Consider the following 24,606-nt stretch of genomic DNA (forward strand, 5'->3'; position numbering starts at 1 on the left):
AAAATACCGATTTAATAACTATTATGGTAGTTATTAAATCGGTATTTTTTATTGTTCATAAATTAAATGTCTTTTAATTAATTGTTTTTCTTAGCAGGTTTCCAAACACCATAGATAACACCTGAAATTACAGCACCGATTAAAACAGCCAATAGGTAAAGTAAAGGTTTATTAGCAAGTGGTGTAACGAAGATACCACCGTGAGGAGCAGGAACATTAACGCCCCATAGTTGTGTCAAGCCACCACCGATGGCAGAACCGATAACACTTGATACGATAACATGCAACGGATCTCCGGCAGCAAATGGAATGGCACCTTCTGTAATAAATGATAAACCTAAGATGTAGTTTGAAAGACCAGCTTGTCTTTCTTGATCAGTAAACTTGTTTTTCCAGAATGTTGTTGCAATAGCAATTGCTAGAGGTGGAATCATACCACCAACCATAACAGCGGCCATCAAGGCACCATCATGAGTTGCTGTAAATGTACCAATAGCAAATGTATAAGCGGCTTTGTTGAAAGGACCACCCATATCGATGGACATCATACCACCAAGTAATGTACCTAAGATGACGGCATTACCAGTACCCATTGATTCTAGGAAATGAGTAATAGCGGCATTAACAACAGCGAAAACAGGATCAACGATAAAGTACATGATTGCTCCGGTTAATAGTAAACCAAGAACAGGGTAGATCAAAATGGTTTTTAGACCATCAAGAGTATGTGGTAATTTTTTAAGCCATCTCTTTAAGAAGACGATGACCCATCCAGCAATGAAACCAGCAAGAAGTCCACCGATGAAACCAGCAGGACTCTTAGAACTGACTACAGAAGCCGTAGCTTGTGAAGCCATATAACCACCAACAAAACCAGGTAGTAGGGCAGGACGATCACCAATTGAAACAGCGATATAAGCAGCTAGAACAGGAATTAAGAAACTAAAAGCATAATTACCAACATTATTGAAGAATAGGAACCATTGTGAATGTGCACCAACGGAATTTTCTAATAGGAATGAAATGGCCATTAGAATACCACCACCGACAACGAATGGAAGCATATTAGAAATACCATTCATTAAATCAGCATAGATTTTTGACCAAAGTGATTTCTTTTCGCCTGAATCAGCACTTTCTTCAACAGCACCACCCTCAGAATGGAAGACAGGGGCTTTTTGTTCAACAGCCAAGTTGATCAATTCCTCGGCCTTGTTGATACCGTCACTAACGGGACGATTTACGAGGTGTTTGCCATCAAATCTAGGCATGTCAACTTTTTTGTCAGCAGCGATGATAACACCATCAGCACGACTAATTTCACTAGCAGTTAATTTGTGCTTAACGCCTTCGGAACCGTTAGTCTCGACTTTGATGTCGACGCCCATTTTTTCGGCTTGTTCTTTTAAAGCGGCTTCAGCCATATAGGTATGTGCAATACCAGTTGGACAAGCTGTAACAGCAACAACGTAAGGTTTCTTTTCATCGTCGGAAGCTGAGGCAGCTGCTGCCTCTTTAGCTTTTTGCTTTTCTTCATCAGCTTTGTCTTTAGCTTCTTTTTCTTGCATAGCCTTATCAAATAATTCTTGAACCTCGTCTGCTGTTTTGGCAGCCTTTAAATTCTTAACTAGTTCAGGGTTAATTAATAATGATGATAAAGCGGCTAAGGCCTGCAAATGAAGATTGTCAGCACCATCTGGAGCAGCAATCATAAAGAATAGGTAAGCAGGTTGTCCGTCAAGTGATTGATAATCAATACCTTTGGCACTCTTAGCAAAAAGTACGGTAGCACGTTTAACGGCCTTGTCACGAGCATGAGGCATAGCGATACCATCACCAATACCAGTACTTGTTTGGGCTTCACGTTTTAGAATATCGGCCTTGTATAGTTCCTTGTCGTCAATGACACCGACTTGATAGTACTTATCAACCATTTCTTCAATGGCATCCTCTTTAGTAGTGGCTTTCAAGTCCATAATCATGGCGTCTTTTAGTAGTAGTTGTTTCAAATCCATTTTTAAAAGTCCCCCCTTAATTAAAGTTCAGTGATATTAATATTTTTGTAAACTTCGTCGATCTTTTCTTTAACCGCAATATCTTGGCTAAATGCAGTAGCTGATCCACAAGCAGCACCCATATGGAAACTTTCAATTGGATCCTTTGTTTCCATGAATGTTCCAGCAAAACCAGCAATCATTGAATCTCCAGCACCAACTGAGTTGATGACTGTTCCTTTAGGAGCATTTGCCTTATAGGCTTTGTCTTTAGTAACAAGTAAAGCTCCGTCTCCAGCCATAGAAACTAATACATGCTTAGCACCTTTGTCCAATAACTTTCTAGCGTAGTCAATGATCTCTTGTTCATTTTTGAAAGTAACATTGAAGAGATCGGCCAATTCATGGTGGTTAGGTTTAACAACTAATGGATGCAATGGCAATGTGTCAAGTAAAGCTTGACCAGTCGTATCAATAACAAATTCAGCACCTTGTTTTTGAATAGCCTCAGCAATATCTAAATAAAATTTTTGGTCTAAGTTTTTACAAAGGCTTCCAGCCATAATAACAATATCGCCTTTGCCAATGTTCTTTAGATTATCCATAAATGATTGTTTTTCATCATTTGTGATAGCAGGACCAACACCATTTATTTCAGTTTCTTCATTTTGATCAACAGCGTTAATTTTGACATTAATACGTGTGTCTTCTTTAACTTTAGTAAATGATGTTTTTAGATTATGTTGGGAAAGTAATTCTTCAAACATAGAACCAGTGGCACCACCAACGAATCCCAAGGCAGTTGAATCAATATCCAATTCCTTCATGATTCTAGAAACGTTGATTCCTTTACCACCGGGTAATTTGACATCACTAGATGTACGATTGACTTCTCCAGTATTCAAATTCTTCAATTGTAAAACATAATCAATTGAAGGGTTAACTGTAATTGTATAGATCAATTAAATTGCCTCCATTATTTTAGTATGTTTGCTTAAAACACTTGTTTCTTTCTCAGATAATTTGTTTGTTATCAATGGAACCTCATCCAAAGTAGCAAAACGACTAAAGCTAACTTGAGAAAACTTAGAATTATCAGAAAGAATGTACGATTGATTTGATTGTGCAATGGCTAAACTTTTAATAGCAGCTTCCTCTGGATCTGGAGTTGTATATCCAGCATCGACGGAGAATCCATTAGTACCAATAAAAGCACGGTCAAAATGATAGTTCTCTAAGGTTTGAATGATGTTTGCACCAACTAAAGCCTTAGTGGAAGATTTTAACTTACCACCAGGCAGGAAAGTATTGACATTATAGTCAGCCAACATTGAAGCATTATCGACACTGTTGGTAATGACTAGTAGATCTGTATGTTCAATAAGATATGGAATCATGAATTGAATAGTAGTTCCAGAATCAAGAAAAATTACTTCGTGATTTCTAACTAGATTAGCTGCTAGCTGACCGATCATTTTCTTTTCATTAATATGAACGGCAGCCTTTTGAGAAAGTGCTGGTTCTTCATGCAAAGAAATAACGTTTTGAGCACCGCCATGGATTCTTAATAACTTATGACAATTTTCCAGGTCTTGCAAATCTCGACGCAAGGTTGACTCGGATGCCCCAGTTAATGGAATCAAATCATGAAGTTTAACAATATTGTGTATTTTTAATTGCTCCAGGATAATTTGTTGTCTTTCTTCAGTAAGCACTTACATCACCTCGCAAGAAATATAATACAACCATATTCATTCAAAATCAATCATAAAATATCAAAATCTGTCAAAAACATTCAAAGATTAATTCGACTTTAATAAAAAACTGGACAATCTATACTAGTTCAAAGTATTATGAAGACTGTTTTTGTGCTAAAATTTAGGAATGATAATTATAGTTTAGAAAGGGGGATTTTAATGTTTGTAGATAACGTTAAAATCACCGTTAGATCCGGAAAGGGTGGCGATGGTGCAGTAGCCTTTCGTCACGAAAAATATGTTCCACTTGGTGGACCTTCCGGCGGTGATGGTGGTCGCGGTGGCGATATCATCTTAAAGGCTAATGAAGGTATGAATACTTTAATGGACTTTAGATATAAGAGAATTTTTAAGGCTGAACCTGGTCAAAATGGTCAGATTAAGGGGATGTATGGTCATAAGGCTGATCCCGTATACATCAAAGTTCCAACTGGTACCTCAGTTTATGATGAGGAAACTGGCCGATTGATTGGAGACTTAGTTGAAAACAATCAAGAATTAGTAGTAGCAAAAGGTGGCGACGGTGGTCGTGGAAATATTCACTTTGCTAATTCTAAGAATCAAGCACCAGAGGTTGCCGAAAATGGTGAACCTGGCCAAGAGAAGCATATTAAACTTGAATTAAAATTGATTGCTGATGTTGGTTTAGTAGGTTTTCCATCAGTTGGTAAATCCACATTATTATCAGTTGCAACCTCAGCTAAGCCTAAAATTGCGGCTTATCATTTTACAACTTTGTCACCAAATCTTGGTATGGTTAGATTAGATGATGGTCGTGATTTTGTTATTGCTGATTTGCCTGGATTAATTGAAGGTGCATCTAATGGTGTTGGATTAGGAATTCAATTCTTACGCCATGTCGAACGTACGCGGGTAATCTTGCATTTGGTTGACATGGACCCAAATAATGGTCGTGATCCTTATGAAGATTATTTGGCAATCAGAAAAGAATTGGGTAACTATGATGAGAATGTCTTAAGCCGTCCAGAGGTAATTGTACCTACTAAATTGGATGTCGAAGGTTCTGAAGAACGATTAGCAGAGTTTAAATCTAAATTACCAGAAGATGCTGATATATTCCCAATTTCTAGTATTCAACATACTGGTGTGAAGGCGTTATTGAATCATACCAGTGAAGTTCTATCGAAGGCTGAACCAATTCATTTTGATGTTCAAACAGATGAAACAAAAGAATATAATTATGAACCAGAGGCCAATGATTTTACTATTGAAAAGGATCCTGAGTATGAACATAGTTTTATTGTTCATGGTGCTAAGGTAGAACTACTTCTTCAAAGAACTAATTTGGATCATCAAGATGGAATTATGCGTTTTGCTAGACAACTTAAGTCTATGGGTATTGAAGATGCATTGATTGAGGCTGGAGCTGAGTCTGGAGATTCAGTAACAATCCTTGATTTCACTTTTGAATTTATTTAGGGGCAATAAGAATAATGGGTAAATCACCGAAAAGAAGATTTATTACTGGATTTGATGGACTACGTACTTTAGGGGTTATAGGTGTTATTATGTATCACTTAAATCCTAATGTTTTTTCTGGCGGATATTTGGGAGTACCAATATTTTTCCTTATATCAGGTTACTTAATCACAGATCATTTCTTTAATACTGTTGATTATGGTGGTTCATTCTCATTAAGTAATTTTTATGTGAAGAGAGTTAAGAGATTATATCCTGGAATGTTATTTGTACTGTTAGCATCTGGGGCATATATTGTCATGTTTTTAAAGGGTTTGTTGTATCATTTGGATCAAATCTTTGTGACAAATGTTTTAAATGTTTATAATTGGTGGCAAATTTTTAATGGTCAATCTTATTTTGAAAGATTTGCTAATAATGAATCACCATTTACACATTTATGGACTTTGTCTATTGAAGGTCAATTTTATATTGTTTGGCCAATTCTACTTATCTTGTTTGCTAAGTATGGCATTAAAAAGAGCCGTATTTTTGGCTTCGCTATGATTGTTTCAATTGCTTCGGCTATTTGGATGGCAATTTTATATAAGCCAGGCGTTGATCCAAGTAGAATTTATTACGGTACTGATACAAGATTATTTTCAATTCTTTTGGGATGCGGATTGGCTTTGATTTGGCCAGCCGAAAAACTAAAAGCTGGTTTAAGAAGAAATGATAAGCTCAAGTTAAATCTAGTTGGTTTATTGTCATTTGCTTTAATGTTATTGATGATTTTTACCATTAAAGATTCAGATCCATTCTTGTATCGTGGTGGAATGTTTATTTTTTCAGTGACAACATGTATCTTTATTGCTGTTGTGGCACATCCTGATTCTTTCTGGAATGGGATTTTGTCTAATAAAGTCTTTCATTATATAGGGACTAGAAGTTACGGATTGTACTTATATCAATTTCCAGTAATGATTTTCTTTGAATCAAAATTCAAAAATGTTGCTGATCATCCAATACTTTATCCAGTAATTGAAGTTGTTTTGATTGTTTTGATCACTGAATTCTCATTTAGATTTGTAGAACAACCACTAGCCCATGCAAAATGGAGTGATGTTAAGAACTTCTTCCACAGATCAAGTGGTGTTCAACGTATTTTGGCATTAGTTATTGCAATTATTTGTTTGACTGGCTCGTATGGGGTCGTTAAAGCAGTGAGTGCTCCTAAGCCAAATGTTAACCATAGTCAATTGGCTGATAAAATTACTAAGAATGAGAAAACTAATAAATTAAAGAAACAAAAGGCAATTGAGAATTTAAAGAAGTCCAAATCACAAAAGAATGCGACTGGTAAGATGTCAGCAGCTGATTATGCTCGTTATAAGAAAGCTGCCAAAGCACATCCAATCAATACTGAATTTGAAAAGTATGGTTTGTCACAGATTGACTTACAACGTTTGAAGGATGTTCCTTTAACTGCAGTCGGTGATTCCGTTATGGCTGACGGGTCTGATAATTTTATGAAATTATTTGATGATAAGAAAGTCATTATTGATGCTGCTGTCAGTCGTCAGATGGATGCCAGTGTTGATTTGTTACAGAATTATAAGGATCAAGGAGTTTTGGCTCCTAATGTTATGGTTGGTTTAGGAACTAATGGACCATTCAATTTACAACAAGTTGGACAAATTATGAATTTGGTTGGACCTCAGCGTCATGTTTATTGGATCAATGTTCATGTACCAACAAGACCATGGGAGAAGACAGTCAATGGTGTCTTATCTCAAGCTACAAAGAAGTATAAGAATCTAACAGTGATAGACTGGAATACATATTCAGCCGGTCACACAGACTGGTTCTATGATGATAACGTTCATCCAAATCCAGATGGTTCGATGTACTATACATCATTTGTTGCTAAAGAGATTTTGAAGTCATTAGATAAAAAATAGATAGGATTTTTTTATGGAATTAGAATTTTTAGGAACTGGTGCCGGAGTTCCATCAAAGAGTCGCAATGTTTCTAGCACTGCTTTAAAGATGTTAGATGAGCGTAATGAAGTATGGCTCTTTGACGTTGGCGAGGCTACACAACATCAAATTTTAAGAACAACGATCAAACCACGAAAGATCGCTAAGATTTTTATTACTCATTTACATGGTGACCATATTTTTGGTTTACCTGGGTTATTGTCTAGTCGCTCTAATCAAGGTGGAAACTCACCTCTAGAGATTTATGGTCCGGTTGGTATAAAAGAGTACGTGGAAACATCGTTGAAGGTTACAGGAAGTAAACTGAGTTATCAGATTAAATATATTGAGTTAAAAAATGATGGCGAAGTGTTTAATGATAAAACTTATAGTGTATATGCTGGAAAATTGAAGCATCGTGTAACTTGTTTTGGATACCGAATTGTTGAGAAACCTCGTCCCGGAGAATTGTTAGTTGATAAGTTGGCTGACTACCATATCCCAAATGGACCGATTTTTGGTCAATTGAAAGCAGGTCAGTTGGTGACTCTAGCCGATGGCACAAAACTTGATGGTAAGGACTTTATTGGACCAGATAAACCGAGTGAAATTGTAACAATTATTTCGGATACACGTTATACTCCAGAGATTGATAAACTTTCTCAGGATGCTGATGTGATTGTTCACGAATCGACTTTTTCCAATGATGAAAAAAAGTTGGCATATAATTACTTCCATTCAACTGCCACTCAAGCGGCTGAGGTAGCTAAACGTTGCCATGCCAAAGGGTTGATTTTGACCCATATATCAGCTAGATATACAGGTAGAGGGGCCTTGATTTTGAAAAAAGAGGCTCAGAAGATTTTTAAGAATACTAAAGTGGCTAGTGATTTCGACTTATATGAAATACCCTTTAAGTAGGAAAAGAGGATAAAGATGGCTAATTTATTGAATCAAACGGTTATTGTAACTGGTGCATCTTCAGGTATTGGTAAAGATGTTGCTATCAACGCAGCTAAATGTGGTGCCAATTTGATTTTAATTGCTCGTAATGAGGATAATTTATTACAAGTTAAGAATGAATGCATCCGTGTTGGGGCCGAGAATGCTCACCATGAGTATTTAAGCGTTGATATGAGTGATCCAGAGCAAATAGCAGTGGGGGTCGAGAAGGCCTATGAAATTAACGAAGACATTGACGTTTTAGTTAATGCTGCTGGATTTGGCGATTTCTCTAATTATCTCGAGACAGATTTTGGCAAAATTGAGAAGATGTTTCGTGTTAATGTACTAGGATTGATGTTAATGACACGTTTGGTAGCATCTAAGATGATTGAAAATGGCCGGGGACATATTTTTAATGTTGGTTCTATGGCAGGAAAAATTACGACGCCTAAGTCAGCAGCGTATGCTGCCACTAAAGCAGCTGTAATTGCTTTCTCAGATGGCTTGAGACTGGAATTGAAGCCATTTGGAGTTTATGTAACAACCATTAATCCTGGTCCAGTGAATACTAATTTCTTTAATGTAGCTGATCATGATGGTAATTATCTTGATTCAGTGAAGTATTTTGTCTTAGATCCAGATAAATTGGCATGGGAGATCGTCAATACGTTTAATAAAAATAAACGTGAGATCAATCGTCCTCGCTATATGGAATTGGCTGCGGTATTATATAAATTGGCTCCAAGTTTAGGCGATTATTTTGCTGCTACACTTGGTAACCGTAAATAGGGGGAATTAATATGAACGGAAAACAATCAAGATTTGTTATTGGTCTAATAATTGCTCTAATAGTGGTGATATTTGCCGTCTTGAATGTAAATCCGGTCACCGTTAGTTTTGGATTTACAAGAGTTAAGTTGCCATTAATCATTTTGATCATTGTTACTTTGTTATTAGGGGCAGTTATTACAATGCTTTTGGCTAACACTGGTAAGAAGGATGATAACGGCTTGAGTCGTCATGCTCAAAAACAAATTTCTAAAGTTAAAGTTTCAAATGATAAACAAATTGCGGATGCTTTAAAGGAAAATAATACAAAAAAGCAAACAAAATAGTAATTTTGCTTGCTCAAACGATTTTATGATAGTATCATATTAAACGTTAGATTTGATTAGGTTAATTATAAATAAAGGAGTTTTTAAATATGGCTGTTCCAAAGAGAAAAACATCAAAACAAAGAAAACGTCAAAGACGTGCACATATTAAATTAGCTACACCAAACATGCAATTCGACGTTGCTACTGGTGAATATCGTTTAAGTCATCATGTATCACCATCAGGTATGTACAAAGGTGAAAAAGTTATCGACGATAGCAAAGAAGCTTAAAGAAAAAGTCAAGTTGAACTTGGCTTTTTTTTAATATTTTAAATAGATGGGGAAACAACTATGAAAAAACTAAAATACATGTTGTTGATGGTTATTCCACTATTCTTTCTATTACTAACTGGCTGTTCAAAATTAAGCTTGACAACTACCAAAAAAGAATATAGCGCTGATGGATTAGTTGCTGTTATTAAAGGTAAATCCACAAACTATAAAAAATTAACATATACAGTTAATAGTAAGACAAAAAAGGTAGCTGTAAACGGTGGACATTTTGCGATCTCTGTTCCAGTTTCAACAGATGATCAAAATGTAAGGATTAAGGCAACCAATGGTGATAAAACTGAAACTAAATTGGTGAAAGTAAAAAAAGCCAAGGCTCTTCAGGATTATCTAACTTTTGCGCAGACATATAATTATACGTTATTGTCATTAGGTCAACCAACTGATCAATTGCAATTGATCCAAAAAGATGGTATTTCTACGCATACAAAGAATGATGGAACCAAATGGTATTACAATGTCCAAAATAATCAATTAATGGGAATTGCAACAAAGTTTTCTTATAAAGATTTGAAATCTAAAACTGGTCAAAAGAATTTTGCAACTGATTTAATGATTGTTTCAAAATTGCTTGGAGCTGATGGTAAAAAAGTTCTAAAAGAATTTGGTAAGCAAACGAAGAATGCTAGCAAAAATTCAACTAAGACATCTATGAATCAAATCACATCAAATGGGGTAAACTTTAATATCAATTTGAGTACAAAAGAGTTTTATCTTTATATTACTAAATATTAAGTAAAAAGAGCTTCAGCAAATTTGCTGAAGCTCTTTATTTGTAAATAGAAGTTAATAATTTATATTCTAGGTATGGTATTGTAAAATTTACAAGCTGTTTAAATATTTGTTAAAGTTAAAATTAGATGGTATTGAATTTCTTTTGCAAATTGCAACACTTCTATAAAAAAAACGCTTAAAATTAATTAAGCGTTCTTTTCATTCTTTGTATCTTTAACGGAACTATCAAGAATCAATGGAATTACACTGAAAATGATAGCAAATACTATACTTACAATAATTGAGTAAGTTGAATTAAATTTTTGTTGGTTCAAAGCACCACCGATAAAGCCGGCAACTTGACCTAACATGATAGACCAGAAAATAACAGCAATATATCTCATTTCTTCCATCTCACTTTCTCAAGTAGTTTAGCACAAAAGGGAATTTTACCCAATAAGATTTCACTTGATTTTGATATAATTTTATATAAAGGGGGCGACAAATTGCAAGCACAACTACAAGTTATGAGTAGTTATAGTCTATTGCATAGTCCCGCAAAACTGACCGAATTAATTGATCAGAGCAAGGCTTTAGGCTATTCTGCAATGGCATTAACAGATATTAATAATCTGTATGGTTCAATTGATTTTTATAAATATGCTAAAAAAATTGGTATCAAGCCGATTATAGGTGTAACTATTGAAATATCTGGTCTCATTGACACGGAAAATATTTACTCATTGATATTATTGGCTAAAAATAATTCAGGCTATCGCAATCTTATAAAAATTTCTTCAATAATTATGTCAACTAAAGATGCAGTTCAAATTACTGATTTAAAAAAGTATTTGAATGATCTCTTTATTATCACTCCTGCTAGTAAAGCAGAGATATTGAAAGTAAAAGTAGATGTATCTGAATATTTTAAAATTTTAACAAGTATTATTGAGTCTCAAAATATTTTCTTAGGCGTAAATATTTATGGCAAACAAATTGATAATGTTAAAAATATTAGACAAGTGGCGTCCTCACAAAGTCTAAAAACAGTGGCTCTTGGGGATGTTCGATATGTTAATGAGGACGATCATTTGGCATATCAGGTAGTAAACAATTTACGGACAGGTCAAAAGTTTGAAAATTTAGATCAGGTTGTTGAGAATGGGAGTCATTTCTTAAGAAAAGCAACTGATTTTGAAACTGACTTTGAATCATTTGATATGGGTGATGCAGTCAAAAATTCTTATCAACTGGCTGATGAATGCAACGTTGAAATTGAATTCAAAGAAACTGAATTACCTAAGTTTGAAACTCCAAAGAATATTTCATCGATTGATTTTTTAACTGACTTGACGCGTAAAGGTTTAGCAAAACGTTTTGACGGTAATGTTGCATCTAATTATATCCAGCGTTTGAACTATGAGTTAGGTGTAATCGATAGGATGGGCTTTTCAGATTACTTTTTGATTGTCTGGGATGTTATTAAACATGCGCATGAAGTAGGTATCAAAACTGGACCGGGTCGTGGCTCAGCAGCAGGATCATTAGTTTCGTATTGTTTAGGTATTACTCAAGTTGACCCAATCAAATATGATCTGTTATTTGAACGTTTCTTGAATCCTCAAAGAGTTAATATGCCGGATATTGATTTGGATTTACCAGATGATCGACGTGATGAAATGGTTATGTATATGCATGATAAATATGGTTCTGATCATATGGCTCAAATCATTACTTTTGGTACTCTAGCCGCAAAGATGGCTTTGCGTGATATTTCTAGAACTTTTAGTCAAACACAATTCCAAATGTCCCAGTGGTCTAATGCGATTCCTAGAAAGCTTAATATCAGTTTACAAGAATCGTTTGATGAGTCTGCTAATTTACGAAATTTAGTTGACAATTCTCGTGAAAATCAATTGATTTTTAAGGTTGCTCGTCGGATTGAGGGTATTCCAAGACATTATTCCACTCACGCTGCCGGAATTGTTTTAAGTAAAAAGGCAATGACCGATATTGTAGCTGTGCAGTTGGAGGCTGATGGAATTAATTTGACTCAGCAGACCAAAACTAATGTTGAGAGTGTTGGTTTGCTAAAAATGGATTTTCTTGGTTTGAAGAATTTGACCATATTGGATAAGTCTATTCAAGCAATTTCCCAAAGATGTAAACGTCAATTTATACCTGAGAAGATTCCTTTGGATGATGTCCAAACTTTGAATTTGTTCCAAAAAGGGGCCACGGATGGGGTTTTCCAATTTGAATCTGATGGTATTAGAAGTGTATTAAGGCAGCTTAAGCCAACTAGTTTTGACGATATAGTAGCGACTAATGCTTTATATCGTCCGGGACCAATGCAAAATATTTCAACCTTTATTGCTCGTAAACATGGTGAAGAACCAGTCACTTATCCTGATAAATCATTGGAAAAAATTCTTCAACCAACTTATGGAATAATTGTTTATCAAGAACAGGTTATGCAGGCTTCTTCAGAAATGGCCAATTTTTCATTAGCAGATGCCGATATCTTGCGTAGAGCAATCAGTAAGAAAAATGAGCAATTAATTGAAGAAAATTGCCAAAAATTTATTGCTGGGGCTATTTCACAGGGACATAATAAGGAATCGGCTCAGAAGGTCTATCAATATATAGAAAAATTTGGTAACTATGGATTTAACAAATCACATTCGGTTGCTTACTCAATGATAGCTTTTTGGTTGGCTTATATTAAGGTTCATTTTCCGGATATATTTTATGCTTGTTTACTAAATTCTAATCTTAATAATGAAACTAAGGTTATGACTTATATTCAAGATGCTAAGGATTCTAAGGTTAAAATCTTAAATGTCGATATTAATCAAAGTATGTATGAGTTTATCGATTCGGATCAGTCAATTCGATTTGGATTTTTAAGTATTAAAGGAATGCGCCGCGATTTGGCTAAGGAAATTATTGAACAGCGGGAAAAAAATGGTCCATATACGAGTGCTTTAAACTTTTTGCAACGAATTGATAAGCGTTTTGTTAAAACGGATTATTTGGAACCAATGATTCTATCAGGGACATTTGATTCGTTTAATCGAAATCGAAAAGAGTTATTGTATGATTTTAGAGATCTGATTGAGAGCATACAACTGGCTGGTAGTAATTTATCATTGTTTGATGTATTAGATCCCAAAAAACATCAAGTGGATGATTATACACTAACTGAACGATTGAATCAGGAAAAAATGTATTTAGGAGTTTATGTATCGGGACATCCGGTGGAGCGGTATCGTAATAAAATCTTAGATACTAAAACAGTTAAAATAGCTGATTTGACTGATAATAAGAATGAAATTGTTAATGTTTTAGGATTGGTTAAAAACTTACGTGTGATTCGAACTAAAAAAGGTCAAAGAATGTGCTTCATGACAATTGAAGATGAGTCAGGAAATATTTCCGTAACTATTTTCCCGAAGTTGTTTCAAAAGATTGAAGAAATGGATTTAGATGGAAAAATATTTCTTTTTGTAGGTCGCTGCAGTGTTGGACAACGTGGTGATTTGGAACTAATTGCTGATAAATTAAATGATCCTAAACAATATACAGTTCAACTTCCAGATGAAAAGTTATATTTGCGTGTTCTTAATAAGATGGATACCCCAGATAATTTAAAGAGACTTTATCAGATCATCGAAAACTCACGTGGTACAATGCCGGTAATAATTTATCGTGAAAAAAAGAAACAAGCTATTCTCTTAAAATCTAATCGATGGATTGATTTTAACGGGGATGTAAAGGGCAAATTGGAAGAGTTTTTAGGTAAAAAAAGTGTTTTCGTAAAAAAAGAATGATTAATTTATCTTAAAACGTTTTCAGCTCTACAAACTAATCGATAAAAATGTTATATTTGATTAGGTTTTGTTTTAGAAACAAATAATTTTGGAGTGTGAACAAATGAAGCGTATTGGTATTTTAACCAGTGGTGGCGACGCCCCTGGTATGAACGCTGCTATTAGAGCAGTCACACGTAGAGCTATTGACAAAGGGCTTGAAGTGTTTGGTATCAATTATGGATATGCTGGTCTAGTTGCTGGGGATATTTTCCCATTAACAAGCGAAGTAGTATCTGATCGTATTCAACGTGGTGGTACATTCTTGTATTCTGCAAGATATCCTGAATTTGCTAACGTAGAAGGACAACTTAAGGGTATTGAGCAATTAAAGAAATTTGGAATTGATGCATTGGTAGTTATTGGTGGCGATGGTTCTTACCATGGCGCATTGCGTTTGACTGAACATGGTTATAACACAATCGGATTACCAGGAACAATCGATAATGATATTCCATTTACTGACTTTACAATCGGTTTTGATACGGCTGTTTCTACTGCTGTTGACGCCATTGATAAGTTAAGAGATACTGCTACATCCCATGAAAGAACTTTCGTTGTTGAAGTAATGGGTAGAGGCGCTGGGGACGTGGCTCTTTGGGCTGGTGTTGCCGGTGGTGCTCAAAAGATCATCGTTCCAGAACGTAATTTCGATATTAAAGAAATTGCAGAAGAAGTTAAAGAAGGCCGTGAAAAGGGCAATAAGGAAATGATTATTGTCTTGGCTGAAGGTGTTATGCATGCTCAAGAATTCGTAGATGAATTGAATAAGTATGGCGACTTCCAAACACGTGCAACTGTTTTAGGACATGTACAACGTGGTGGTTCACCAACTGCTAGAGACCGTGTCTTAGCAAGTAAGATGGGTGCCTATGCTGTTGATTTGCTTCTTGATGGTAAAGGTGGATTGGCTGTAGGTATCGAAGATAACAAGATTACATCGCATGATATTCTTGATCTATTCGATAGCAAGCACAAACCTGATTTATCATTGTATGATTTAAATGAATCTTTAAGCAGATAATTTAAACATACAAAGTTTTAATTTGTTACAATATACAATGTATAAAACAAGAAAAGGGGATTTCTCGATGAAAAGAACTAAAATTGTAAGTACACTTGGACCTGCCAGTAACGATATCGATACAATCGTTAAATTAATTGAATCCGGAGCTAACATCTTCCGTTTCAACTTCTCACATGGTGACCATGCAGAACATAAATCTCGTATGGAAATGGTTCATGAAGCTGAAAAGATTACTGGTAAGACTGTTGGTATCGTTCTTGATACTAAGGGTGCTGAAATTCGTACTACTGTTCAAGAAGGCAACAAGTTTGAAGCTAAGATTGGTCAAACAATCCGTATCTCAATGGATGATACTTTAACAGGTACACCAGAAAAGATTGCTTCTACATATCCTGGTCTATATGATGATACACATGTTGGTGGTCACGTATTGATCGATGATGGTCTTGTTGACTTGAAGATCACAGAAAAAGATGACAAGAACCGTGAATTGGTTACTGTTGTTCAAAATGATGGTATGATCGGTTCAAGAAAGAGTATCAATGCTCCTGGTGTTGAAGTTCGTCTACCAGGTATCACAGAAAAAGATTCTGATGATATTCGTTTTGGTCTTGAAGAAGGAATCAACTTTATCTCAGCTTCATTCGTTCGTAAAGCTCAAGATGTTCTTGATATTCGTGCAATCCTTGAAGAAAAACACTGTGAATACGTACAAATCTTCCCTAAGATTGAATCACAAGAAGGTATCGATAATATCGATTCAATCCTTCAAGTATCAGATGGTTTAATGGTTGCTCGTGGTGACATGGGTGTTGAAATTCCATTTGAAAACGTACCATTTGTACAAAAGAGTTTGATCAAGAAGTGTAATGCCCTTGGCAAACCAGTTATCACAGCTACACAAATGCTTGACTCAATGCAAGAAAACCCACGTCCTACACGTGCCGAAGTTACTGATGTTGCTAACTCTGTTCTTGATGGTACAGATGCTACAATGCTTTCAGGTGAAAGTGCTAACGGTGACTACCCTGTAGAAGCTGTTGCTGCTATGGCTCGTATTGACGAACGTACAGAACAAGAATTAGATAAGAACAACTCACTTGCAATCCAACGTTTTGAAGATTACAAGGGTTCAAATGTTACAGAATCAATCGGTGAATCAGTTGTTAGAACTGCTGAAGAACTAAACATCAATACAATTGTTACTGCTACTAAATCAGGTTACACAGCTCGTATGATTTCTAAGTATCGTCCAAGTGCTGATATCTTGGCCCTTACATTTGATGAAATTACACAACGTGGTTTGACTGTTAACTGGGGTGTTGATCCTATTGTTGTCGACAAACCAGATAACACAGATGAAATGTTCGACCTTGCTGCTAAGAAGGCTCAAGAACTTGGCTTTGCTAAGGAAGGCGATTTAATTCTTGTTGTTGCCGGTGTTCCCGTTGGTGAAAGTGGTACAACAAATGTTATGAAGGTTCAATTGATCGGTTCAACTTTGGTTAAAGGCCAAGGTGTTGGTGAAGAATCAGTTGTTGGTAACGTTGTAGTTGCTCATTCAGCTGAAGAAGCAAACAAAAAGATCAACGAAGGTGACATCCTTGTTACAGAAATGACTGACAAAGATTACCTACCAGCTCTTGAAAAAGCTAGTGCCGTTGTTGTTGAAAACGGTGGTCTAACTTCACATGCTGCTGTTGTTGGTATTGCTATGGGTCTACCTGTAGTTGTTGGTGCTAAGAATGCTACAAGTCTTGTTAATGATGGTGACACTGTTACTGTTGACTCAAGACGTGGTGTTGTTTACAAAGGTGCTTCACGTTCACTTTAATTTTTAATTAATATGAATAAAATTTTTTAAATAAAAAACTGAGAGGGACTGACGAGTCTCTTTCAGTTTTTTTGTGTTTGCGGTATTATTTTAATAATGAATTTTAGAGGTGAAATAATTGTCAAATAAAGATGTACTTGTTTTTGAGATTGAACAAGCCAAAGGTAAGCCACATGATATAAAGAAAAGGGCTAATTACTGTCCATTCTGTGACACTAAAAATTTAACCAATATTATTGATCAACGTGGTGATATGATTTGGTTAGAAAATAAATTTAAAACTTTAAAAGATACTAATCAAACCATCGTGATAGAATCTCATGATCATAATGGTGATATTTCTAATTATTCAGTTAAGAAGAATCAGGAGGTATTTAACTATATTTATGAATGTTGGAATAAGATGATTCAAACGAAAAAGTATACTAGTGTATTAATGTATAAAAACTTTGGACCATTATCAGGCGGATCTTTGCGGCATCCACATTTTCAGATTATTGGATTGAATAAGGTTAATGGATATAAGCATGTTGAACCAGAGAACTTCACAGGATTAAATGTTTTTAATTCTAAGCACATTAATGTCAATGTCTCTGAGAAACCAGTGATGGGTTTTGTTGAATTTAATGTAGTGATCAATAATCCTAAATATATTGATGATTTGGCTGAATTTACTCGTGTGACGGTCAAGTATGTTTTAGATGATTTTTACGGAGGAAAATTCGATTCGTATAATATCTTTTTTTATCGTGAGAATGAAAAGATTATTTGCAAGGTAACGGCTAGATATGTGGTTTCACCATATTTTGTTGGTTATCGTCTTTCTCAGCGAGATGGAGATAAACAGGTTGAAGATATAGCTGAGTCTTTGTTGGCGCGTTTTAAAGAGAATGTTCAATCTAAAGAGATTAGTTCTGAATAAATATTATCGTTTGGTTATAGTAATATAATTGAACGATTTTTTTATAGCATTTTAACTTCGGAGTAGTAATCTTATGTAACCTTAATTGAAAATAAAAAAGAATCAATCGATCCAATTATTTTTCTGAGCTACATTTAGGGCCTCGATCCGAGAATGGGTTCCGGTTTTGCTAAGAATCGAAGAAATATAATTTCTAACGGTACCATTAGAAAGAAATACAGCATCGGCAATCTCTTGAGTCGATTTACCTTGAGCAAATTCTCTCATAATTTTTAATTCTTGTGGGGTTAAAGGATTCTTGACGGAGGTTAGGATGGTTGAAACTAAATTAGCATCATAAATGGTTTGCCCATCTAAAATCTTATGAATGGTCTCAACCAGTTTATCTGTTGGACTGTCTTTTAATAAATAAGCATTTACTTGGGCAATAACGGCTGATTCAAAATACGTTTTACGCGCAAAAGTTGTAAGAATAATAATTTTTAAATCTTGTTTTATTAGACGGAGTTCCCCAGCAACCTCTAAACCACTCATTTTAGGCATTTCGATATCTAAAATGGCTATATCAGGCTTCAAAGAGATTACTTCTCTGAGAGCCGTCTGACCATCAGTTGCATTACCAATAATTGTAAAGTCGTCCTCTAAGTTGAGAATTGCAGAAAGGGCAGAATTAAGCATTTCTTGATCTTCAGCAATATAAATGGATGTCATGATTACTCCTTTTTAGGAACAGATATTTTTAACGATACACCGTGATTAGATTCTATTTCAATTTTACCATTAATTGCATTCAGTCGTGTCCTCATACCAACTAGACCAAACGTTTGGTGATTGTCTGATTTTTGAAAACCAATCCCATCGTCTTTAATTTCTAATAAATAATTATCTTGATCCTCTTCAAAAGTAAGTTTCATTGTATTAGCCTTGCTATATCTGATGACATTTGTAGAGGCCTCTTTAATGACTGCTGCTAGAACATGTTGGATTGATTTAGGCCAATTTGTTGATATTTCTTCATTGATTGAATTTTGATGTATGCCAGCTAATTGTAAATTATTTTCTTCTTCGATCATAGCGCTGGCGATGGTTTTTTCATTAAGATCAGCAACTATTTTACGAACCAAATTTAAATCTTCACGAGAGGTTTTAGAAATATCTTGTAATTGTTGTTGAGCTTTTTGAGGGTCTTTGTCAATTAATTTGGAAGCCAACTCTGCCTTAAGAGTGATGATTGAGAATGATTGACCTATATTATCATGGAGATCTTTGGCAATTCTATCGCGTTCATTTTGTTTAATAATGGATTCCAGACGTTTATTATTCTGTCTGGTTTGAAAGCTACGGCGATAACTATTAGCTACAGATCTGGCAGCAAGTGGTGAGCCAATTGTAAAGGTCAAAGTAATGATCATGCCGAAAATTCCATATTTATCCATCAATGGATTGAAAATAACAAAGGTGGCAATACAGCCCAATGAAGCTATTAGAAAAATAAAATAATATTGAAAGAACTTTTTTGACTTTAATGGTAATGAACCGATTTCCCAAGCTGTATAAATAAAGAATGTACCACCACCATCAGGAAATGTAACCGTAAAATAAATAGCAATGGCTAGTTGTACAAAAATATCTAACCATAAATATTGATTGATCCAGTAACCATCATGATAGAATTTAAGAAAGATAATTATCAAAATTAAATGTAACCAATTAAAATGTGGCTCTTGAGCTAGAAGTTGACCAGCCATAAGAAATAACGAAAAAACCCAAAAATAGGGCATAAAGCCCAGTCTTTTTGGGAACAAAATATGTTTTTGGACGAAAGTTTTCATTGAGTAACAATTCCTTTTCGTTTTTGAATTTTGCTTGCTAATAATAGTATAGCCAAGATGATGACAAACCAAATGAATAAGTTGATAAAGGAACCAATGTGCTGAGGGGTCTGATGTAGAACGTTTTTGTCAATGACCGATAATTGATAAGTTGGCATTAATTTACCGATACTTTGAAGCCAAGTAGGCATGAGTTTGATAGGCCACCATAAACCACTGATAATGGCTAAAGGAAATACGATCAAATTGGTTAATAAATTAACTGTACTGGCTTTTTTAACAAAGGAAATCAAAACGCCAATTAGAATTAATAACGTAGTACCTAAAAGGTTAACCAAAATTAGTGCGATTAGTAATCCAATTGAAAGTGTAACATGATTAACGATTATTGCCACAACAGTGATAGCAATGGAAGAGACTAAATTCAATGTGACTAGGACAATTGCCATGGAAGTATAGTATTGCAGGTTAGAAAGAGGACTTAAAGTAACAAATAATTTGAAATTAGACATTTGGTCTTCTAATAATGTATTGGCTGTAGTAATAATACCGCCTAGCATGCAAGCGTAGATCATCATGCTAACTAAGTAATCTTCATTCCAAACTTTCAGATAACTAGCGGGAATGCCGGTCACAAGAATCTTAGTGTATAAAACATAGAAAACGATAGGAAGCAACATGTCGAAAAAGAAAAAACTCTTATTTCTAAAAACTATTCGTTTAAAGTTAATTTTAGTTTGAAAAATAAATTTATTCATGAGTGTTCTCCTTATAGTTAAGTAATAGCGTATCTAGAGTCGCTTGCTTTATTTGTAAATTATCAATGGCTTTTAGATATGGTGTTAATTCAGCGAGTAGTTGATTGACATCATTAGTAATGATTTGAAAGTGATGTCCGACTACATTGAGTGAAACAATATCTTGCAAGCCTTTAAAATCCATTTGATTTAATTCACTGTCAAATTCGATTAAACTTTGACCTTCACGACTACGAAGCTGTTTGATGGTGCCATCGAAAGCAATAATTGAATTTTGAAGAATTAAAAAACGATCGGCAATATTTTCCAATTCCTCTAAGTAATGGCTAGTAACAAAAATGGTTTTCCCAGATTTTTTCAAATGATCTATCTCTTGCCAAAAAGCATTTCGAGAATTACTGTCCATACCAACTGTGGGTTCATCTAGAAAGAGTACTTTCGGATCACCTGCCAAAGCTAGTGCGAAGGTTAATCGACGTTTCTGACCACCAGAAAGGCCAGTCATTAAACTATTTTGATGATCTTCTAAACCAGAGACACTCAAAAGTTCTTCGTAAGAAAGAGGATGGTTAAAATAACTTCGGGTTAGATTGATGATTTCTTTAATGGTAATTCTATGTAATGCAATATTATCTTGCATCATCACACCAGTAATTTGTTTCCAATTATTCTTAGTTAAGAATGTTACTTGGCCGGAATCCTTAGGGATTAAATTTAAAATAATATTAATTAAAGTGGTTTTTCCAGCGCCGTTAGCACCGACTAAGGCAATAATCGATGATGATTCTATTTGAAGACTGATATCGTTTAAAACAACTCTTTTACCAAAAGTTTTATTCACGTGTTGGATTTCTAAAATAGTCATATTCTTTGACCTCGATTTCTATTGATTAACTTTATTTTAGAAAAATTAGCTATACAGCGGTAGTAAGGGATGTCACTACTTTATATGACAAATGTCATTTTAATTTAGTAGTATTAAATGTTTTACGAAAACATAAAATCAAATACAAGCCTAATTACTAAATTATGTTATGATCAATGGCTTTTTATTAAAATGAAAATATCGTCAATTGTAGTTAAAAAACTTTTTTTATTAATTAAACGAAAAAAGTTTTATGTAACCTTGAAATAAGGTAAAATGGTTAATGCTAAGTAAATACAAAAGAGTATGGTGAAAAATGGAAATAACAGAGATGTATGGTCAAGTATTGTCTGGAACAGTTACTGACCTTAATAAGGAAGAAGCATTTGTTCAAATCGAAGGATACACGTTTGCTTTAGATCTAAATGAGTTAACAGAGATACCAGAACTTGGTGATGAAGTTGCTGGTTTTGTATATGAAAATCAGGCTCATAAGAATAAAATGACGACGGTTTTACCATTTGTTACTGAAGGAGTTTGGGACTTTGCTGAAGTAACCGAGGTTAGAACTGACCTAGGTGTTTTTGTTAATGTTGGTTTGGATGACAAGGATATTGTTGTTTCATTGGATGATTTACCTTTGGAACACAATGAATGGCCTAAAAAAGGCGACAGCGTCATGGTAAAATTAGAAATCGATCATAAAGGCCGTTTATGGGGAAAATTGGCTGATATTGAATTATATACACAGATTGCCCGTAGCCCTGATTCTGATTTAAAGAGTTTGATGAACAAAGATGAAGAAGGTACGGTGATTGCTATTAGAGAATCAGGTGCTTTTGTTATGACTGATAGTTATTATATGGCTTTTATCTATACTGATGAACAAGGCCAACCATTGCATATCGGACAACATATTAAAGCGCGAGTAATTGGTTCAAGCCATCGCCGCTTGAATTTATCTATGAAGCCACGAGCTTATGAGGAGATTACACCTGATGCTCAGATGATTGTTGCGGTATTGGAACATTCTCGAGATAAGAAGATGCCTTATACAGATAAATCTGATCCTGATGATATCAAAGAATATTTTGGTATTAGTAAGGGGAGTTTCAAACGTGCCTTGGGTAATTTAATGAAACAAGGAAAAATTGAACAAAAAGATGGTTATACCTATCTCAAATAGAGGTGATAATTTATGAGTGATAAATTATCTATCAAAAATCAAGAAATGATTGATACAATTGCTGATTATGCTCGTTATTTGAGATTAGATCGGGGTTTGTCAAAAAATACAATTGTTTCATATCAACAAGATTTATTGGAATTCAGTAGTTTTTTAGAAGGTAAGTCAATTAAATCTTATCCGGAGGACCATTTTGTAGTAACGCAGTTTTTTGCTAATCAAGACAAGCAGGGTAAATCTAAGACATCACAAATGCGGATGTTTTCATCATTAAGAAAATTTTATCAGTGGATGGAATTAGTCGATAAGATTCATGCTAATCCAATGAACGAGTTGGACGCTCCTAAAAAAGGTACTCATTTACCAGTTGTTTTATCAATGGATGAGGTTAATTCATTGATCGAATCACCAGATATTTCTACTCCTTTAGGGGTAAGGGATCGAACTATTTTTGAGGTAATGTATGCAACTGGATTACGAGTAAGCGAATTAGTTAACTTAAATATGGATGACTTGCATTTGGATTTGGGGCTGATCAAGACTCTTGGTAAGGGCGATAAGGAAAGATTGTTGCCAATTAGCGATACCGCGGTTAAATGGCTGAAAAAGTATTTCTTAGAGACTAGAGATCATTTGATAGAGAAATATGGTCAACAAAAGGAAGTTTTTTTAAACTTTCGTGGTAAAAAATTAACACGGCAGTCCATTTGGCGAATGATTAAGAAATATATTGCTCAAGTTGGTATAAAAAAAGATGTAACGCCACATACATTACGTCATTCATTTGCCACGAATCTATTGGAAAATGGAGCCGATTTGAGAGTGGTTCAAGAATTGTTGGGTCATTCAGACATTTCAACCACTCAAATTTATACCCATGTTAATAAGACACGAATGAAGCAAGTCTATAATGAATCATTTCCACGAGCTTAGGAGGATTTGAATGCTTAATAAATATAGCGATGAAAATAAAAAAATAGCTATGGGCTTTTTATCTTATATTAATGATTTAAAAGATTTAGATAATATGGAACAAGAATTGAAACTTTATTCAGAAGATGAGAATCGTCAGTTGTATCTTTGGAAGAGTAATATTGAAGATTATTCTGGTATCGTGGCATTGTCCTTTTCCGGAAAAACCGTTTTTATTGAGTATATTTCGTTAAACCCTTCGTATCGTTCTCAAAGCAATGTGTTTAAAATTTTTGATGATATAAGTCAAAAATTTCCTAAACTAGTAATGTTAGGGAATTTTAATTTGAGTCAACAAATACAACAGTGGAATAAGAATAAGAAAAAACTTGAAAAAGATATGAAAGAAACAAATTAATGCAAAAATTGAATTTAGTTTTAACCGATTTTGAGGGACCAATTGATTTGTTGCTACATTTGATCAGGGAGTCCAAAGTAGATATTTATGATATCCCGATTGCACAAATTACACAGCAGTATTTGGATTATCTAAAAAGTATGAAGGTTTTGGAATTGGATATTGCTGGCGACTATTTGGTCATGGCCTCAACATTGATGTCTATTAAGAGTAAAATGCTTTTACCTCAAGCACCAGATGAAATTGAGGATGATTTTGAAGAAGACCCGCGTGACCAATTAGTTTCTCAATTGCTGACTTATCAAACTTATAAAAGAGTAGCAGCTTATTTTGAAGAAAAAGAACAAACTAGGAAACAATTTTTTGATAAAGAAGTTAGTGTACCAACACAACAATTGGAACAATTTTTGGAACCAGGGTCAGTTCTTTTGGATGATTTGGCCTCAACCTATACAGAATTATTACGTAGCAGAAAGAATCGACAACCAGAAACAGAGACAATTGAAAATGAAACACTTTCGATTGAGGATGCAACTGATAATATTATGAGTGAATTAAAATCAGTCAAGAAGACCACTTTTAAAGCACTTTTAAAATTAAATAATAGTGTTGAGGAAATAGTCACTGATTTTATGGCTATTTTGGAATTGGCTAGAAAACAGATCATTTCACTTCAACAATCAGATTTTAAGAGTGAATTATTTATTGAATTGAGGAATTAAAT

The 24,606-nt window shown here is 34.6% G+C and carries 23 protein-coding genes; 15 read left to right on the top strand and 8 right to left on the bottom strand.

Annotated features, from left to right (window positions below; all coding sequences use genetic code 11):
* Window positions 1-77: 77 nt before the first annotated feature.
* The 3 genes from CBP76_RS06590 to CBP76_RS06600 are packed head-to-tail and all read right to left on the bottom strand — an operon-like array spanning window position 78 to window position 3,709.
* Entirely contained in the window at window positions 78-2,015 is a 1,938-nt protein-coding gene (locus tag CBP76_RS06590) for a PTS fructose transporter subunit IIABC (protein WP_102196143.1), read from the bottom strand.
* Between the two features lie 20 nt (window positions 2,016-2,035).
* Window positions 2,036-2,956: a 1-phosphofructokinase gene (gene pfkB, locus CBP76_RS06595; RefSeq protein ID WP_102196144.1), complete on the bottom strand. Its 921-nt coding sequence runs from the start codon at window positions 2,954-2,956 to the stop codon at window positions 2,036-2,038.
* On the bottom strand, window positions 2,957-3,709 hold the full coding sequence (locus CBP76_RS06600; RefSeq protein ID WP_102196145.1) for a DeoR/GlpR family DNA-binding transcription regulator: 753 nt from the start codon (window positions 3,707-3,709) through the stop codon (window positions 2,957-2,959).
* Window positions 3,710-3,910: 201 nt separating this feature from the next.
* Between CBP76_RS06600 and obgE the strand changes: the two genes are divergently transcribed.
* From obgE to CBP76_RS06635, 7 genes are all read left to right on the top strand, one after another.
* A complete protein-coding gene (obgE, locus tag CBP76_RS06605) occupies window positions 3,911-5,191 on the top strand; it encodes a GTPase ObgE (RefSeq protein ID WP_102196146.1) in 1,281 nt (426 codons plus the stop codon).
* Window positions 5,192-5,205: 14 nt separating this feature from the next.
* A complete protein-coding gene (locus tag CBP76_RS06610) occupies window positions 5,206-7,131 on the top strand; it encodes an acyltransferase family protein (protein WP_102196147.1) in 1,926 nt (641 codons plus the stop codon).
* A 13-nt stretch (window positions 7,132-7,144) separates the two neighbouring features.
* Window positions 7,145-8,071, top strand: a complete 927-nt coding sequence (rnz, locus tag CBP76_RS06615) for a ribonuclease Z (RefSeq protein WP_102196148.1) — start codon at window positions 7,145-7,147, stop codon at window positions 8,069-8,071.
* A 15-nt stretch (window positions 8,072-8,086) separates the two neighbouring features.
* A complete protein-coding gene (locus CBP76_RS06620) occupies window positions 8,087-8,884 on the top strand; it encodes an SDR family NAD(P)-dependent oxidoreductase (RefSeq protein WP_102196149.1) in 798 nt (265 codons plus the stop codon).
* Between the two features lie 11 nt (window positions 8,885-8,895).
* On the top strand, window positions 8,896-9,210 hold the full coding sequence (locus CBP76_RS06625; RefSeq protein ID WP_102196150.1) for a lipopolysaccharide assembly protein LapA domain-containing protein: 315 nt from the start codon (window positions 8,896-8,898) through the stop codon (window positions 9,208-9,210).
* Window positions 9,211-9,299: 89 nt separating this feature from the next.
* Window positions 9,300-9,482: a 50S ribosomal protein L32 gene (rpmF, locus tag CBP76_RS06630; RefSeq protein WP_057881784.1), complete on the top strand. Its 183-nt coding sequence runs from the start codon at window positions 9,300-9,302 to the stop codon at window positions 9,480-9,482.
* A 60-nt stretch (window positions 9,483-9,542) separates the two neighbouring features.
* Window positions 9,543-10,277 (top strand): hypothetical protein, encoded by a 735-nt coding sequence (locus CBP76_RS06635; RefSeq protein ID WP_102196151.1) that lies wholly within the window; start codon window positions 9,543-9,545, stop codon window positions 10,275-10,277.
* Between the two features lie 185 nt (window positions 10,278-10,462).
* On the opposite strand, the gene CBP76_RS06640 is transcribed toward CBP76_RS06635, so the two are convergent.
* The gene (locus tag CBP76_RS06640) at window positions 10,463-10,669 is read right to left on the bottom strand and encodes a YjzD family protein (protein WP_102196152.1); all 207 of its coding nucleotides are present in this window, start codon (window positions 10,667-10,669) and stop codon (window positions 10,463-10,465) included.
* 93 nt (window positions 10,670-10,762) lie between these two features.
* Between CBP76_RS06640 and dnaE the strand changes: the two genes are divergently transcribed.
* The 4 genes from dnaE (at window position 10,763) to CBP76_RS06660 (ending at window position 17,911) form a co-directional block, all read left to right on the top strand.
* Window positions 10,763-14,089 carry a DNA polymerase III subunit alpha gene (gene dnaE, locus CBP76_RS06645; protein WP_102196153.1) on the top strand — a complete coding sequence of 1,109 codons (3,327 nt, stop codon included), beginning with the start codon at window positions 10,763-10,765 and terminating at the stop codon, window positions 14,087-14,089.
* A 103-nt stretch (window positions 14,090-14,192) separates the two neighbouring features.
* Window positions 14,193-15,152, top strand: coding sequence for a 6-phosphofructokinase (gene pfkA / locus CBP76_RS06650; RefSeq protein ID WP_102196154.1), 960 nt, complete (start codon window positions 14,193-14,195; stop codon window positions 15,150-15,152).
* Between the two features lie 67 nt (window positions 15,153-15,219).
* The gene (gene pyk / locus CBP76_RS06655; RefSeq protein ID WP_102196155.1) at window positions 15,220-16,989 is read left to right on the top strand and encodes a pyruvate kinase; all 1,770 of its coding nucleotides are present in this window, start codon (window positions 15,220-15,222) and stop codon (window positions 16,987-16,989) included.
* Window positions 16,990-17,107: 118 nt separating this feature from the next.
* On the top strand, window positions 17,108-17,911 hold the full coding sequence (locus CBP76_RS06660; RefSeq protein ID WP_102196156.1) for a DUF4931 domain-containing protein: 804 nt from the start codon (window positions 17,108-17,110) through the stop codon (window positions 17,909-17,911).
* A 102-nt stretch (window positions 17,912-18,013) separates the two neighbouring features.
* On the opposite strand, the gene CBP76_RS06665 is transcribed toward CBP76_RS06660, so the two are convergent.
* From CBP76_RS06665 to CBP76_RS06680, 4 genes are read right to left on the bottom strand one after another with little or no spacing between them, the layout of a single operon-like run.
* Window positions 18,014-18,622: a response regulator transcription factor gene (locus CBP76_RS06665; RefSeq protein ID WP_102196157.1), complete on the bottom strand. Its 609-nt coding sequence runs from the start codon at window positions 18,620-18,622 to the stop codon at window positions 18,014-18,016.
* A gap of 2 nt (window positions 18,623-18,624) precedes the next feature.
* Window positions 18,625-19,743, bottom strand: a complete 1,119-nt coding sequence (locus CBP76_RS06670) for a sensor histidine kinase (protein WP_102196158.1) — start codon at window positions 19,741-19,743, stop codon at window positions 18,625-18,627.
* A complete protein-coding gene (locus CBP76_RS06675) occupies window positions 19,740-20,501 on the bottom strand; it encodes an ABC transporter permease (protein WP_102196159.1) in 762 nt (253 codons plus the stop codon). The genes CBP76_RS06670 and CBP76_RS06675 overlap by 4 nt, the downstream gene beginning before the upstream one ends.
* The gene (locus CBP76_RS06680; protein ID WP_102196160.1) at window positions 20,494-21,366 is read right to left on the bottom strand and encodes an ABC transporter ATP-binding protein; all 873 of its coding nucleotides are present in this window, start codon (window positions 21,364-21,366) and stop codon (window positions 20,494-20,496) included. The genes CBP76_RS06675 and CBP76_RS06680 overlap by 8 nt, the downstream gene beginning before the upstream one ends.
* Window positions 21,367-21,682: 316 nt before the next feature.
* On the opposite strand from CBP76_RS06680, the gene CBP76_RS06685 reads away from it, so the two are divergent.
* From CBP76_RS06685 to CBP76_RS06700, 4 genes are read left to right on the top strand one after another with little or no spacing between them, the layout of a single operon-like run.
* Window positions 21,683-22,552, top strand: a complete 870-nt coding sequence (locus tag CBP76_RS06685) for a CvfB family protein (RefSeq protein WP_102196161.1) — start codon at window positions 21,683-21,685, stop codon at window positions 22,550-22,552.
* Between the two features lie 12 nt (window positions 22,553-22,564).
* Window positions 22,565-23,485, top strand: a complete 921-nt coding sequence (gene xerD, locus CBP76_RS06690) for a site-specific tyrosine recombinase XerD (RefSeq protein WP_174683321.1) — start codon at window positions 22,565-22,567, stop codon at window positions 23,483-23,485.
* A 10-nt stretch (window positions 23,486-23,495) separates the two neighbouring features.
* Window positions 23,496-23,882, top strand: coding sequence for a RibT protein (locus tag CBP76_RS06695; RefSeq protein ID WP_102196162.1), 387 nt, complete (start codon window positions 23,496-23,498; stop codon window positions 23,880-23,882).
* Window positions 23,882-24,604: a segregation and condensation protein A gene (locus CBP76_RS06700; RefSeq protein WP_102196163.1), complete on the top strand. Its 723-nt coding sequence runs from the start codon at window positions 23,882-23,884 to the stop codon at window positions 24,602-24,604. Before CBP76_RS06695 ends, CBP76_RS06700 begins: the two co-directional genes overlap by 1 nt.
* Window positions 24,605-24,606 lie beyond the last annotated feature (2 nt).

The organism is Companilactobacillus nuruki (assembly GCF_002872255.1).
GTDB classification, from domain to species: Bacteria; Bacillota; Bacilli; order Lactobacillales; family Lactobacillaceae; genus Companilactobacillus; species Companilactobacillus nuruki.

Excerpts from the sequence above, each read along its gene's own strand:
- CBP76_RS06590 (WP_102196143.1), bottom strand. The coding sequence starts at position 2,015 with ATGGATTTGAAACAACTACTACTAAAAGACGCCATGATTATGGACTTG.
- obgE (WP_102196146.1), top strand. The coding sequence starts at position 3,911 with ATGTTTGTAGATAACGTTAAAATCACCGTTAGATCCGGAAAGGGTGGC.
- CBP76_RS06610 (WP_102196147.1), top strand. The coding sequence starts at position 5,206 with ATGGGTAAATCACCGAAAAGAAGATTTATTACTGGATTTGATGGACTA.
- rnz (WP_102196148.1), top strand. The coding sequence starts at position 7,145 with ATGGAATTAGAATTTTTAGGAACTGGTGCCGGAGTTCCATCAAAGAGT.
- CBP76_RS06620 (WP_102196149.1), top strand. The coding sequence starts at position 8,087 with ATGGCTAATTTATTGAATCAAACGGTTATTGTAACTGGTGCATCTTCA.
- CBP76_RS06625 (WP_102196150.1), top strand. The coding sequence starts at position 8,896 with ATGAACGGAAAACAATCAAGATTTGTTATTGGTCTAATAATTGCTCTA.
- rpmF (WP_057881784.1), top strand. The coding sequence starts at position 9,300 with ATGGCTGTTCCAAAGAGAAAAACATCAAAACAAAGAAAACGTCAAAGA.
- CBP76_RS06635 (WP_102196151.1), top strand. The coding sequence starts at position 9,543 with ATGAAAAAACTAAAATACATGTTGTTGATGGTTATTCCACTATTCTTT.
- CBP76_RS06640 (WP_102196152.1), bottom strand. The coding sequence starts at position 10,669 with ATGGAAGAAATGAGATATATTGCTGTTATTTTCTGGTCTATCATGTTA.
- pfkA (WP_102196154.1), top strand. The coding sequence starts at position 14,193 with ATGAAGCGTATTGGTATTTTAACCAGTGGTGGCGACGCCCCTGGTATG.
- pyk (WP_102196155.1), top strand. The coding sequence starts at position 15,220 with ATGAAAAGAACTAAAATTGTAAGTACACTTGGACCTGCCAGTAACGAT.
- CBP76_RS06665 (WP_102196157.1), bottom strand. The coding sequence starts at position 18,622 with ATGACATCCATTTATATTGCTGAAGATCAAGAAATGCTTAATTCTGCC.
- CBP76_RS06670 (WP_102196158.1), bottom strand. The coding sequence starts at position 19,743 with ATGAAAACTTTCGTCCAAAAACATATTTTGTTCCCAAAAAGACTGGGC.
- CBP76_RS06675 (WP_102196159.1), bottom strand. The coding sequence starts at position 20,501 with ATGAATAAATTTATTTTTCAAACTAAAATTAACTTTAAACGAATAGTT.
- CBP76_RS06680 (WP_102196160.1), bottom strand. The coding sequence starts at position 21,366 with ATGACTATTTTAGAAATCCAACACGTGAATAAAACTTTTGGTAAAAGA.
- CBP76_RS06685 (WP_102196161.1), top strand. The coding sequence starts at position 21,683 with ATGGAAATAACAGAGATGTATGGTCAAGTATTGTCTGGAACAGTTACT.
- xerD (WP_174683321.1), top strand. The coding sequence starts at position 22,565 with ATGAGTGATAAATTATCTATCAAAAATCAAGAAATGATTGATACAATT.
- CBP76_RS06695 (WP_102196162.1), top strand. The coding sequence starts at position 23,496 with ATGCTTAATAAATATAGCGATGAAAATAAAAAAATAGCTATGGGCTTT.
- CBP76_RS06700 (WP_102196163.1), top strand. The coding sequence starts at position 23,882 with ATGCAAAAATTGAATTTAGTTTTAACCGATTTTGAGGGACCAATTGAT.